The sequence below is a fragment of the Streptosporangium becharense genome (assembly GCF_014204985.1).
Classification (GTDB): domain Bacteria; phylum Actinomycetota; class Actinomycetes; order Streptosporangiales; family Streptosporangiaceae; genus Streptosporangium; species Streptosporangium becharense.
The window spans coordinates 4,834,057-4,846,658 of sequence record NZ_JACHMP010000001.1; the positions used below are offsets into that span (position 1 = coordinate 4,834,057).

General features: G+C 70.3%; 13 protein-coding genes. 8 read left to right on the plus strand and 5 right to left on the minus strand.

The features are described from left to right. Window positions 1-17: 17 nt before the first annotated feature. The 5 genes from F4562_RS21355 (at window position 18) to F4562_RS21375 (ending at window position 4,005) form a co-directional block, all read left to right on the plus strand. Window positions 18-2,087: an ATP-dependent DNA helicase UvrD2 gene (locus F4562_RS21355; RefSeq protein ID WP_184545089.1), complete on the plus strand. Its 2,070-nt coding sequence runs from the start codon at window positions 18-20 to the stop codon at window positions 2,085-2,087. Then, window positions 2,084-2,950: an acyl-CoA thioesterase II gene (gene tesB, locus F4562_RS21360; RefSeq protein WP_184545090.1), complete on the plus strand. Its 867-nt coding sequence runs from the start codon at window positions 2,084-2,086 to the stop codon at window positions 2,948-2,950. The genes F4562_RS21355 and tesB overlap by 4 nt, the downstream gene beginning before the upstream one ends. Before the next feature lie 114 nt (window positions 2,951-3,064). Further along, the gene (locus F4562_RS21365; protein ID WP_184545092.1) at window positions 3,065-3,361 is read left to right on the plus strand and encodes a hypothetical protein; all 297 of its coding nucleotides are present in this window, start codon (window positions 3,065-3,067) and stop codon (window positions 3,359-3,361) included. A 126-nt stretch (window positions 3,362-3,487) separates the two neighbouring features. After that, complete coding sequence (locus F4562_RS21370) at window positions 3,488-3,757, plus strand: WhiB family transcriptional regulator (protein ID WP_184545094.1); 270 nt, start codon at window positions 3,488-3,490, stop codon at window positions 3,755-3,757. A gap of 53 nt (window positions 3,758-3,810) precedes the next feature. Then, entirely contained in the window at window positions 3,811-4,005 is a 195-nt protein-coding gene (locus F4562_RS21375) for a hypothetical protein (protein WP_184545096.1), read from the plus strand. Between the two features lie 534 nt (window positions 4,006-4,539). Here the strand turns inward: F4562_RS21375 and F4562_RS21380 are convergent. Both F4562_RS21380 and F4562_RS21385 read right to left on the minus strand, forming a co-directional pair. Then, window positions 4,540-5,877 carry an ABC1 kinase family protein gene (locus F4562_RS21380; protein ID WP_184545098.1) on the minus strand — a complete coding sequence of 446 codons (1,338 nt, stop codon included), beginning with the start codon at window positions 5,875-5,877 and terminating at the stop codon, window positions 4,540-4,542. Between the two features lie 61 nt (window positions 5,878-5,938). Continuing rightward, window positions 5,939-7,039: a ThiF family adenylyltransferase gene (locus tag F4562_RS21385; protein ID WP_184545100.1), complete on the minus strand. Its 1,101-nt coding sequence runs from the start codon at window positions 7,037-7,039 to the stop codon at window positions 5,939-5,941. Between the two features lie 386 nt (window positions 7,040-7,425). Between F4562_RS21385 and F4562_RS21390 the strand changes: the two genes are divergently transcribed. From F4562_RS21390 to F4562_RS21400, 3 genes are all read left to right on the plus strand, one after another. Next, complete coding sequence (locus F4562_RS21390; RefSeq protein WP_184545102.1) at window positions 7,426-8,211, plus strand: enoyl-CoA hydratase/isomerase family protein; 786 nt, start codon at window positions 7,426-7,428, stop codon at window positions 8,209-8,211. A gap of 225 nt (window positions 8,212-8,436) precedes the next feature. Further along, window positions 8,437-8,868: a M48 metallopeptidase family protein gene (locus tag F4562_RS21395; protein ID WP_311734167.1), complete on the plus strand. Its 432-nt coding sequence runs from the start codon at window positions 8,437-8,439 to the stop codon at window positions 8,866-8,868. Further along, window positions 8,865-9,464, plus strand: coding sequence for a hypothetical protein (locus F4562_RS21400; RefSeq protein WP_184545105.1), 600 nt, complete (start codon window positions 8,865-8,867; stop codon window positions 9,462-9,464). Before F4562_RS21395 ends, F4562_RS21400 begins: the two co-directional genes overlap by 4 nt. Window positions 9,465-9,610: 146 nt before the next feature. On the opposite strand, the gene F4562_RS21405 is transcribed toward F4562_RS21400, so the two are convergent. From F4562_RS21405 to F4562_RS21415, 3 genes are all read right to left on the minus strand, one after another. Continuing rightward, window positions 9,611-10,567 (minus strand): endonuclease/exonuclease/phosphatase family protein, encoded by a 957-nt coding sequence (locus F4562_RS21405; protein WP_311734168.1) that lies wholly within the window; start codon window positions 10,565-10,567, stop codon window positions 9,611-9,613. A gap of 138 nt (window positions 10,568-10,705) precedes the next feature. Continuing rightward, window positions 10,706-11,251: an NUDIX hydrolase gene (locus F4562_RS21410; protein ID WP_184545109.1), complete on the minus strand. Its 546-nt coding sequence runs from the start codon at window positions 11,249-11,251 to the stop codon at window positions 10,706-10,708. Next, on the minus strand, window positions 11,248-12,591 hold the full coding sequence (locus F4562_RS21415; RefSeq protein ID WP_311734169.1) for a zinc-dependent metalloprotease: 1,344 nt from the start codon (window positions 12,589-12,591) through the stop codon (window positions 11,248-11,250). Before F4562_RS21415 ends, F4562_RS21410 begins: the two co-directional genes overlap by 4 nt. Window positions 12,592-12,602 lie beyond the last annotated feature (11 nt).

Sequence of the window (12,602 nt, forward strand, 5' to 3'; positions counted from 1 at the left end):
GCGTGTAAGGAGTCTCCGTGGAGCCCGACGACGTTCTGGCGGGGCTGGATCCCGAGCAGCGCGAGGTGGCCGAAGCCGTGCGGGGGCCGGTCTGCGTGCTCGCGGGGGCGGGGACGGGCAAGACACGCGCCATCACCCACCGCATCGCCCACGCCGTCCGCAGCGGAGTGGTCGACGCGCAGGGCGTGCTCGCGGTGACGTTCACCACACGCGCCGCAGGGGAGCTCAGGCAGCGGCTGCGGCGGCTCGGTGCCCCGGGGGTGCAGGCACGCACCTTCCACGCCGCCGCGCTGCGTCAGCTCACCTACTTCTGGCCGCGCGTCATCGGCGGTGAGCCGCCCAGGGTGATCGAGTCGAAGCTCCCCCTGCTCGCCGACGCGTGCCGTGCCCTCCGCAAGGGCACCGAGCGCTCGGAGCTGCGCGACCTCGCCGCGGAGATCGAATGGGCCAAGGCCACCCAGATCGGGCCGGAGGACTACGCGGAGGCCGCGCGCAAGGTCGGCCGCACCCCGCCGCTGCCGGTCGAGGACGTGTTCCGGCTCTACGAGGCGTACGAGAGGCTCTGCCGCGAGCGGCACCTGGTCGACTTCGAGACCATCCTGGAGCTCACCGCGGCCGTGATGACCGAGCACCGCGAGGTGGCCGCCCAGATCCGCCAGCAGTACCGCTACTTCGTCGTCGACGAGTACCAGGACGTCAACCCGCTGCAGAAGCTGCTGCTCGACACCTGGCTGGGTGGTCGCGACGACCTGTGCGTGGTCGGCGACCCCAACCAGACGATCTACTCCTTCACCGGCGCCACACCCCACTACCTGACCGGTTTCCCGGTCGAGTATCCCGACGCCTCCGTGATCAAGCTGGTCCGCGACTACCGCTCCACGCCGCAGGTGGTCTCCCTGGCCAACAGGGTGCTCGACCGGGCGCGAACCCCGTACAAGCTCGCCCTGGTCGCCCAGCGACCGGACGGCCCCGAACCCGTCTTCACCGAGTACGACGACGAGACCGCCGAGGCCGAGGGCGTCGCCCGTGCGGTGCGCAAACTGGCCGACGCCGGGGTGCCGACCCGGGAGATCGCCGTGCTGTTCCGGGTCAACGCCCAGTCCGAGGCGTACGAGCAGGCGTTCAGCCAGGCCGGTGTCCCGTACGTGCTGCGCGGCGCCGACCGGTTCTTCGAGCGGCCCGAGGTACGCCACGCGGTGGTGCTGCTGCGGGGTGCCGCGCGCTCCGCCGATCCCGGTGACTCGCTGACCTCCGTCGTCCACGACATCCTGTCCGGCCTCGGGCTGACGCCCCAGCCGCCCGGCGGAGGCAAGGCCCGGGAGAAATGGGAGTCGCTCAGGGCACTGGCCGCCCTCGCCGACGACCTCGCCGCCGAGGGCGCCGACCTGGCGGGCTTCGTCGCCGAGCTGGAGCGCCGGGCCGGCGAGCAGCACGCCCCACCCGTCGAGGGGGTCACCCTCGCCTCGCTGCACGCCGCCAAGGGCCTGGAATGGGACGCGGTCTTCCTCGTCGGCCTCACCGAGGGCATGCTTCCGATCATCTACGCGGAGACGCCCGACCAGATCGAGGAGGAGCGCCGCCTGCTGTACGTCGGGATCACCCGCGCGCGCGCACACCTGACGTTGTCATGGGCGCTGGCGCGCTCGCCCGGTGGACGCCGTTCCCGCAAACCCTCCCGTTTCCTGGACGGGCTCACCGGCCGGGCGTCCTCCCGCGGCCGTACGGCCCCCGCCCCCGGCGGGGAACGCCGTATTCTCGCCGCGCCGATCAGCTGCCGGGTCTGTGGCAAGACCCTGGCCGCCGCCGCCGAGCAGAAGCTCGGCAGGTGCTCCACCTGCCCCGCCGAGTACGACGAGTCGCTGCTGGAGTCGCTCAGGACCTGGCGCGCGGGCGTCGCGAAGGAGGCCAGGATCCCGCCGTACGTCGTCTTCACCGACGTCACCCTCCAGGCCATCGCCGAACGGGCCCCGGCCTCGGAACAGGACCTGCTGGCGATCACCGGAATCGGACGCGTCAAACTGGATCGTTACGGCGAAGCGGTGCTCGACCTGTGCCGCGCCGCCGCGAACCGGACGGAGGACGCGTGAACGAGGCGCTGAAGGAGCTGCTGGACCTGCTCGACCTGGAGCAGATCGAGCTCGACATCTTCCGGGGCCGCAGTCCCGAGGAGCGCATCCAGCGCGTGTTCGGCGGCCAGGTGGCCGCCCAGGCGCTGGTGGCCGCGGGCCGGACGGTACCGGACGATCGCTACGTCCATTCGCTGCACGCTTATTTCATCCGGCCGGGAGACCCGGCCATCCCGATCATCTACAACGTCGAGCGGGTCCGCGACGGCCGTTCCTTCACCACCCGGCGGGTCGTGGCCATCCAGCACGGCAAAGCGATCTTCGCCATGTCGGCCTCCTTCCACGTGGTCGAGAGCGGCGTCGAGCACCAGGCGGCGACCATGCCCGAGGTGGCCGGGCCGGAGGAACTGCCGCTCTTCCGGGAGCGGATGCTCGGGATCGTGGGGGAGGACTCCCCGCTGCGGGAACTGGTGACCCGGCCCAGGCCGGTGGACGCCCGCTACGTCACCCCCCTCACCTGGGAGGCGCACCGCGATCCGGAGTTGCGCGGCTCGAAGACCAACGTGTGGTTCCGTTACGACGCCGAACTGCCCGACGACCCGCTGCTGCACGTGGTGCTCGCCGCCTACGCCTCCGACTTCACCCTGGTCGACACCGTGCTGCTGACCCACGGGCTGGCGTGGGGCGCCTCCAACGTCTCCGGGGCGTCGCTGGACCACGCGATGTGGTTCCACCGGCCGTTCCGCGTGGACGACTGGATGCTGTACGCCCAGGAGTCACCGTGGTCGGGCGCGGCCCGCGGGCTCGCCAGGGGTGAGATGTTCACCCGCTCCGGAGAGCTGGCGGTCTCGGTGGTCCAAGAAGCCCTGATTCGCGTGAGATAGCGGCAAAATCGCAGGTAGAAAATAAGTTGCCCATCCCCCGTACGGGGTTTAGGGTCTTGGTCAAGCAAGTCGGACACTACTGTCCGACGGTCCACGAATGGAGGTGAGTCCACGGTGAAGAGCATTCTGATGTCGTCCTGGCTGGGGCTCACTTCCGCGCGCCGTAACACCCTTGTGTCCTGCGGCGGCCAGGCCATCCTCACCGTCCGTGAGGCTGCCCTGCTCCAGCGGGATGAGTCTGCCCACTTCCAGGTCGAAACCCGTCGGCGTGCCGCCGTCGCCGCTTTCCCGGCGATGGGTGCCGCCGTTGCCCCGACTCCTGTGGGTGACGACTACGCAACGACCAAGCACATCGGAAACGGTGGACTGCGTGGTCCGCAACCCTGGAGGCATCGCCCGGTCATGAACTGACCGGGAGATAAGCCTTCAGGCCGCGGATCCGCATCAGGATCCGCGGCCTTCTTGTTTGTCCGCGTCATTCCTGACCCCCCACCCACGAGGTAACCAACTATCGAACACCTAGCTGAGAGGTGAAGCATGGGGGCCCAGACGGTCATGGACCTGATCGACGAAGCCGCAATCCCCTGTCGTACCGACCCTGACCTGTGGTTCGCCGAGTCCCCGGACGACGTGGAGTTCGCCAAGGCGCTCTGCGGAGGCTGCCCGATCCGCCAGGCCTGCTTGGCCCGAGCGCTGGAGCGCGAGGAGCCGTGGGGAGTCTGGGGCGGCGAGCTCGTCCTGCGGGGAGCGATCGTTCCCCGGAAGCGCCCGCGCGGACGCCCGCGGAAGAACCCGGTCGCCGCCTGACCGACCTGATATCCGACAGCACACCACCCCAGAACGTTCCTGAGAGGATCACCATGAGCTACTCCAGCACCCGGAGCCTGAACCTGCCGTCTATCCAAGAAGAACTGGTCCGGGATCGAATACGGACCCTTCACCAGGAGGCGGAGCAGCACCGCCGAGCGGTCGGACTCCAGCGTGTCCAGCGCGCTCGCCGCGACGCCGAGCGTGCCACCGCGCGTCTTCGCGCCGCGCTCCTGCGCCTCGTCTGATCACGGAGGTCCCGGGGGTCGGCAACGTGATGAAGATCCCCGGGACCGACGGAACGAGTGAGCATCCGAGGATCAGAGGCACCGAGAGCATCCGAGAACCGGCAGCACCGAGAGCATCCGAGAACCGGCAGTACCGAGAGCATCCAAGGATCAGAGGCACCGAGTGGACGTCTGAGGGGTGGCCCACAACGGGGCCACCCCTCAGACGTTTTCCGCCCCCGATTCCCCGGCCGAACTCGGCGAACACGAAACCGAAGCGCCTGGGCGTGTCATCGAAGCACCCGAGCGTGTCGCGGACGGAGGCGACTCCGTTGCGTCCCCGCACTGCCGGCGATCATCCACCCCCCGGGCGGCCCGGACCACGCGAACCGCGCAGTTCGCGAACCACGGGTATGAGCCATGGCCGTGCATCCCGCCGGGGCTCGGCCGCGCAGTTCGTGAACCACGCGGACCGCGCAGGCCGCGAACCGCGCAGTTCGCGAACCACGGGTATGAGCCATGGCCGTGCATCCCGCCGGGGCTTGGCCGCGAGACTCAGGCCGTGGTGAGGGTGGGTTCTCCCGAATCCTCGTCGACGAAGCCGGGGACCCACCGGACGACCTCCTCGCGGAAGCGCGCGGTGGCACCGAGCTGGCAGAGTACGCCCACCCCCGCCGCGTGAACCCGGTGGATCAGCACGTAGGAGGGGGGCAGATTGAGCTGGCGCACCACGTTGCCGGGACGCAGGTCGGTGACCGTGGCGGCCTGCTGTTGCAGCCACTCCCTGCTGAACGAGAACTGCTCGACCGCGGTCGGCTCGACGTAGGGGGCGAGGAACGCCCTCAGGGCCTCCGGATCGACCTCGATGTGCGGCTGGATGAACCCCTCGTCGCGCAGCCCCTGGATGACGGTCGACATGTCACCGTTGTTGAAGATGCGCGTGAGTTTCCCGAAGACCGGCGGGTAACCGTCGGGCAGCCGGTTGACCGCTCCGAAGTCGAGGACGCACATGCGGCCGTCGTCCAGGATCCGGAAGTTGCCCGGGTGCGGGTCGGCGTGGAGCATGCCCACCCTCGCCGGCGAGGAGAACAGGAACCGGACGAGCTGCAGCCCGGCCCGGTCACGCTGCTCCTGGGTGCCGTCGGAGATGATCCGGGACAGCGGGACGCCGTCCACCCACTCCGAGACGAGCACCTGCTCGTTGGCGGCGATCACGTCCGGGATCAGGAAGTCGGGGTCGTCCTTGTACTCCAGGGCGAAGGCGTGCTGGGCCTCCGCCTCACGGATGTAGTCGAGCTCCTCGGCGATCCGCTCCCGCAGCTCGGTGAGGACCGACTTGATGTCGAGGCCGGGCAGCAGCACTCCGAACAGCTTGCCGAGCCGGGCCAGCTGGGTGAAGTCGGAGAGCAGCGCCTTGCCCGCCCCCGGATACTGGATCTTGACTGCGACCGTCCGGCCGTCGTGCCAGACCGCTCTGTGCACCTGCCCGATCGAAGCGGCGGCGGTGGGCCGGTCTTCGAACGACTGGAAGTTCTCCCGCCAGTCGTCACCCAGTTGCTCGACGAGGACCTTGTGGACGGTGGCGGCGGGGAGGGGCGGGGCGGCGTCCTGAAGCTTGGTCAGGGTCGCGCGGTAGGGGCCGGCGACCTCTTGGGGGAGCGCGGCCTCGAAGATCGACAGAGCCTGGCCGAGCTTCATCGCACCGCCCTTGAGCTCTCCCAGAACCTTGAAGATCTGCTCGGCGGTGCGTTCCTGGATCTCCTGGGCGACGATCTCTGCGGACTTTCCCCCGATCCGCTTTCCGAGACCGAGGGCGGTACGGCCGGCGAACCCGATGGGAAGGGACGCAAGCTTGGCGGAGCGCGCAACAGCGCGACGCGGAAGGTCACTCACCTTGGTCTGCGGCCCGTCCCCGTACAGCGAGACGCCGCTCCCTCCCTTCGCTGTGTGTCCGTCAGCGGCAGGTAGCCGACGCGACCATTGTTAGCGAACCGAACTCGTTTCGGAAACAACGACATTGAGGATGAACGCTCCAGGAGCGCCTCCTCCATCTCCAATCAGGCAATACATCCACTGTGCCATTGGTCACATGACTGTTACGATCATCGATCCAAGCAAGCACATGCCCGGCTGCCAGGGCCGCCACCAGCGCAGACAGCGTCGTACCACACGCTACCTCCCCGGCGGGGAAGCCACCGAGACGGGCGCTGACGACCGGCCAGCCGGGGTCGCGGTCACGCCGGGCCAGTTCTAGGCAGTGCAGACACGCGCTCTGCCCCGGCAGCACCAGCGGGCCGACCGATCCGGAGCCCTCGAAGGCCGTCACCAGCAGGTGCGGGACCTCCCACTCGACGAGCTCCCTGACCAGCAGGCCGTCCAGCGGCCCCACCGGAGCCAGCACCACGAGGTCCGGGCGTCGTGCCCCGTCCGCCGGGTGGGCTGCCCCGTCGCCGGTCCACGTGACGAGGCTGGGGGCGATCCCGCCGGCCACGGCGACCGCGCCGTCCTGCCGGCTCATGCCCACCTCCGCCCAGCCCAGCCCGCCGGGGACGACGTCCGCGCGGCGTGTCGTACCGGGGTCGACGACGCATATCCCGCCGATCCCGGAGGCAGCGAGCAGCGCGGCGACCTGGGCGCCCACCCGGCCCGCCCCGTACACCCGCACCTGGGCGTCGCGTCTGCGCTCCAGGGCGGCGAGACCGCCGTCGGTCGTGCCGGGGGTCAGGGACAGTTCGTCGAGATCCGGCCGCAACCGGTCGCGTTCGGCGATCGTGAGTGTGCGCAGCGGACCGGGACCCGCCGCGGCGTCGTCGACCACCCCGCGTCTGACCAGCGTGTCGAGCAGGGCCTTGCCGTCCTCCTCGCCGAGGCCCGCGTCGATCGCCCCGGCCAGTACCCCGGCGAGATCCCGCACGCCGTCGAGGCTCTCGACCCAGCGGCGGACCTCGGGCTCCAGATCGGTCAGCATCACCGAGTGACGCGGATGGAGGCCGAACTGCAGGGTGCGTCCGTCACGGACGATCCGGCGCAGCGCGGGCTTCAGGCGTGGTCTCATCGGGGGTCCTTCCTCGCGGGACGTGCCGGCACGGGTCTGCCGGGTTCGGGAAGACGTGCCGTTCTCAGGCGGCGAGTCAGCGTGCCACGTCCCCCCAAGATCCCGGCCCTCTTTCCCGCCGCCTGTGGATAACCTCCCGCCTGTGGACAACCGGCACCGCGAAGCTCCCGGGAGGAACCCGGAAGGTTCTTCGAGGACGCGGCACTGTGACGATCAGCGAGGCACGCCACCCGGAGAGTCCCTGCAGGCACGGCTCCGTGACGGTCCCGTAGAGGCGTTGCGCCGTCCCCTCCGGACCTGGGTGGAGAAGGCGTCCCCTCCGGACCTGGGTGGAGAAGGCGTCCCCTCCGATCCGGGTGGGGAAGGCGTGCACTACGCTCCCCGGCATGAACGAGCTCTTGGTCGACCGGCGTGACGACGGTGTCGTGGTGCTCACCCTGAACCGCCCCGACCGGCGTAACGCGATGACCGAGGGGATGACGGAGAGCTGGCGGCGGGCGATCGCCGATCTCGCCGCGGACCGGGACGTCCGGTGCGTGGTGGTCACCGGCGCGGGAAACGCGTTCTGCTCCGGAGGAGACCTGTCCTGGCTCGCCGAGCGCGGCGCCGAGAGCGTGCCCGCGCTGCGCGACCGGATGCTCGGCTTCTACCGGACCTGGCTGGCGATCGCCGAACTGGAGGTGCCGACCGTCGCGGCCGTGAACGGCGCCGCCGTCGGGGCCGGGCTCTGCCTCGCGCTCGCCTGCGACCTCGTCTACGCGGCCGAGGAGGCCAGGCTGCTGGCCCCTTTCACCTCGTTGGGTCTGCACCCGGGGATGGCCGCCACCTACCTGCTGCCCCGTGCCGCGGGCGTATGGGTGGCCAGGGAGATGCTGCTCACCGGCCGGACGCTGACCGGCGCCGAAGCCGCGTCGGTGGGGTTGGTGACCAGGGCGTTCCCCCGCGAGTCGCTCCTCGGGGAGGTGCTGGAGATCGCGTCGCGGACCGCGGCCAACGCGCCGGTCGCCACCCGGCTCACGAAGGTCGCCCTCGCGGGCGGCGGGCACGCGGATCTCGACGCCGCGCTCCGCTGGGAGTCCCTCGCCCAGCCCGTCACCATGGCCTCCGACGACATGCTCGAAGGGCTGGCGGCGCAGCGAGAACGGCGGGCTCCGCGATTCGGCAACGCATGAGACAGCAGATATCCAGGTTAATTCGATAAGTCGTGGTCATAGCGGATCAGTCTTCCTTAACAATCATCGAACGGTGACTGACCAGCGGGAACGTGTTCTACCCTCTGGTGTGAATTCGCCATTCTCGGCTACCGTTCATATGTGCCCCCCGAGACAGTCGAGGTCCGTCGAAGTTCTCGTCGCCGGCGGACGGTTTCCGCGTACCGCGACGGCGAGAAAACGGTCGTGCTCCTTCCCGCCGGGCTGAGCAGCACCGACGAGGAGCAGTGGGTGCGCCGGATGCTCGACCGGCTCGCGGCCAAGGAGCAGCGCAGACGGCCCTCCGACGACGACCTGCTCGGTCGGGCGGTCGAGCTGTCGGCCCGCTACCTGGGCGGGCGGGCCAGGCCGTCGAGCGTGCGCTGGGTGGAGAACCAGCAGCACCGCTGGGGCTCCTGCACTCCCGATCACGGGACCATCAGGATCTCCACCCGGCTTCGGGGCATGCCGTCATGGGTGGTCGATTATGTGATCATGCATGAGCTCGTCCACCTGCTGGTGCCGAGTCATGGTCCCCGTTTCTGGGCGCTGGTGGAAAAATATCCCAAGGCCGAACGGGCACGGGGCTTCCTCGAAGGATTCTCCACCGCGGCCAACGGCGCCGCGGAGGAATGGTGAGTGAAGATCGGGTAGTAGCGGTTCTCGTCACACCTCCGGCCGCGCGGGCCGCACCGGCGGGGATCGAACCCGCCGACTTCCTGAGGGCCGTCGCCGAAGACACCTACGAGCTCGTCGCCGGTCTCGACTTCGTCTCGCCGGTCGTGGTGACGAGCGTGCCGGGCATGGAGGAGATCGTCTGGCCGGGAACCCCGGTGATCGACATTCCCGACCTCTCCGGTGCCGCCCTGGTCGAGGCGGCGTTCGCGGCCCTGCCCCACGGAGAGCAGGCTGTCCTGCTCAGCGCCGACGCACCCGACCTGCCTCCCCTGCTCATCGGCAAACTCTTCCGTGAGCTCGGCCGGGCCAGGATCGCCGTCTGCCCGGCCGCAGAGGGCGGTGCGGTGGCGCTGGCCGCCCACCTCCCCTATCCCGGCTGGGCCGAGGCCGGTTTCGACGACCCCGACCCGGTCAGGCGACTACGCGCTCAAGCACCCGGCAGCCGCATGGTCGCCAGGGGGCCCGGCTGGCACCGCCTGCGCGATCCCGACGACATCCGCCTGCTCGACCCGGGCCTGGAGGGGTGGGACAACACCCGTGCCCTGCTGTCGGTCTGAGGACACCGCGGCCGGTTGAAAGCAACGCGGCCGGTCTGGGGAGACCGCGGCCGGAAAGCAACGCGGCCGGTCTGAGGACACCGCCCTGGGGCGAAGACGACGCTCCCGGTCTGGGGGACACCGCGGCCGCCCGTGCCGCGGGACGGTCACGAAGCGGGCAGCCGCAGATCGGCGAAGACGGCCCGGTGGTCGGTGCCCTTGACGGTGTGGACGCTGACCTCGCTGACCCCCACCCGCCGGTCCACCACGACGTGGTCGATGGTGATGATCGGCGGAATGCCCTTGTTCGCGGGCCACGTCGGGATGAGCCCCTGACCGACGACGTCGGCCGCGTCCGTGTAACCGCGGTCCAGGAAACGGCGCATGGCCACGTGGTCGAGGCTGGCGTTGAAGTCGCCCGCGAGGATCCGGATCCTGTCCGGGGCGGCGGAGGGCAGGGCGTCCAGCGCGGCGGTCCAGTCGTGCACCTGCCTTCCCAGCGGCGGGAAGGGGTGCACGGAGACGAGCTCCACGGGTTTGGCACCGGGCAGGTTCAGCCGGGCGGCGGGCATGTTGTGCCCGATCGCCTCGAACAGGTTCTCCAGCGGGGTCAGCTCGTACCTGGCGTACAGGCCGCTGCCGCCGGCGCTCCACTCCGCCTCCAGCACCCGGTGCGGCATGACCTCCTTCAGCCCCGCGGCGTCCAGCTTCTCGACCATCCCCGGGGTCAGCTCCTGGGCGCTCAGCACGTCCGGTTTCAGACGCCGGACCAGGTCCATCACGACCTCCGGATCCGCGTGACCGAACAGCATGTTGAGCGTCACGACCCGCAGGGGCGTCCCCGTGGCGGCATCGGCGGAGCCCAGGGCACGCGGGAGCACGCTGAAGCCGAGCGCCGCGGTGGTGATCAGCGCGACGGCGCCGGCGGCGCGGTTGCGGGACAGCGCGGACAGCAGCACCGGCACGAGCGAGCCCGCCGCCACGTACGGGGTGGCGGTCATGAGCTGCGTGGTGAGCGAGTCACGTTCCAAACCGGCGACCCGGGCGACCGCCCAGGCGGCGAACGGCGTCACCGCGGCCCAGGCGAGGGCCTTCGGCACCCGCCAACGCCGCTTCGGGGTCACGATCGCCCCTCCGACGCTCCTCTCAGCTACGACGTCCACGCTCACAGTGCCCCGATTCGCTTGCTCGGCCCGATTGGAGACGAAGATATCCAGGAGGGGATGAGAGCAGCATAAAACGGTCCAACGCCGTCGGGGCTCTCACCCGGAGAGCAGGGCCTCCCGGGCGCGGCGGGCCAGGCGGCGGGTCGCCTCGTCGGAGAGATCGGGAATCCCGTCCACCGGGAACCACCGCAGGTCGAGGGACTCGGCGCTGATCACGGCCTCCACGGCCGCGGGGGCGATCGCGCCGTACTCGACATCCAGGTGGTGGGTGTACGGGGGGTGGCACCAGACGCGGTGCCGGTCGACGGCCAGCGGGCCGGGCAGCAGCCGCAACCCGGGGATACCGGACTCCTCGGTGGCCTCCCGCAGCGCGACCGCCGCCAGCGAGACGTCCCCGCGCTCGCAGTGACCACCCATGGGCAGCCACATACCGGCCTTGGGGTGCAGCGTCAGCAGCACCCGTTCGCCGTTGTGGGAGAGCACGGCCGTGGTCGCCGTGAGATGACCGGGCACGCACTCGCGCCACATCGCGTCCTCGTGGGCGTGGACGTGTTCCAGGAACTCCTTGCGCAGCAGCTCTTCCTCGGCGGTGGGCGCCACCCAGCCCGTGAGCACCTCACGGGCGTCGTCGCGCAGGCTCACCCGCCCCCACCCTTGCCGTCCGCGTCGTCGTCCTTGCCGTCACCACCGTCATCCGGAGCGCCGCCCTCGCCGGGGGCACCCTCACCTCCGGCGGCGGAGGACTCCCGCAGGGACGCCTCCAGGGCGGACAGGTCGAGCTCGGGCTCACCCCGTACGAATCCCTCGGGGTTCTCCAGGTCGTCGGCGGTCGGCATCAGGTCGGGGTGGTTCCAGAGCGCGTCACGTCCGTCGACGCCCCGGTCGGCCTCCAGGGCCCGCCACAGCACGGCCGCCTCGCGCAGGCGACGCGGCCGCAACTCCAGGCCGACGAGCGTGGCGAAGGTCTGCTCGGCAGGCCCGCCGCTCGCCCTGCGGCGCCGTACGGTCTCCGCCAGCGCCGTGGCGGAGGGGAGCTTGCCCTCGGCCGCGCTGTCGACGACGGTGCCGACCCAGCCCTCGACGAGGGCGAGCATGGTCTCCAGCCGGGACAGGGCGGCCTTCTGCCGCTCGGTCTCCTCGGGCTTGAGCAGGTTGCCACCGCTCAGCAGCTGCTGGATCTGCTCGGGGTTGTTGATGTCGATGCCGCGGATCTGCTCCTCCAGAGCGGACGCGTCGACCGTGATGCCCCTGGCATACTCCTCCACCGCACCGAGCAGGTGCGCGCGCAGCCACGGGACGTGCTGGAACAGCCGGTGATGGGCCGCCTCGCGCAGCGCGAGATAGAGGCGGATCTCCTCGGCGGGCGTCTCCAGGCCCTGGCTGAACGCGGCCACGCCGCCGGGCAGCAGGGCGGCGTTGTCCGACAGCGGCAGACCGATATCGGTCGAACCGATCACCTCGCGGGCGAGCGAGCCGACGGCCTGGCCGATCTGCTGGCCGACCATCATGCCGCCCATCTGCTTCATCATCCCCATCAGCGGCCCGGCCATGGCCTGCGCCTCCGGGGGCAGACCGGCGGCGCCGAGCGTGCCGCTCATGGTCTCGACCATGCGGGCGGCGATGGGATCGCAAAGTTTCTGCCAGACGGGGATCGTTTTCTCGATCCACTCCGAGCGGCTCCACGCCTGGGGACTGTTGATCCCACTCGGCAACGCGGTGGCCTCGTTGAGCCACAGATCGGCCAGATTCAGGGCGTCGACGATCTGGCGCCGCTCACCCTCCATGACACTCGGGTCGCCTTCGGCGGCCACGGCGTGTCGTGCGATGTTCTTCGCCATGTCCCAGTTCACGGGACCTGAGGTCGGCGGCGCGGAGAGCATGTCGGCGAATTGACGCATGGCCGCCGCGATCTGCTCCGGGTTGCCGAACATGGCGAACGGGTTCTCGTTGGGGTCGTTTTCCCGACCTGGCAAGTCAGTCACCGCTCTACCTC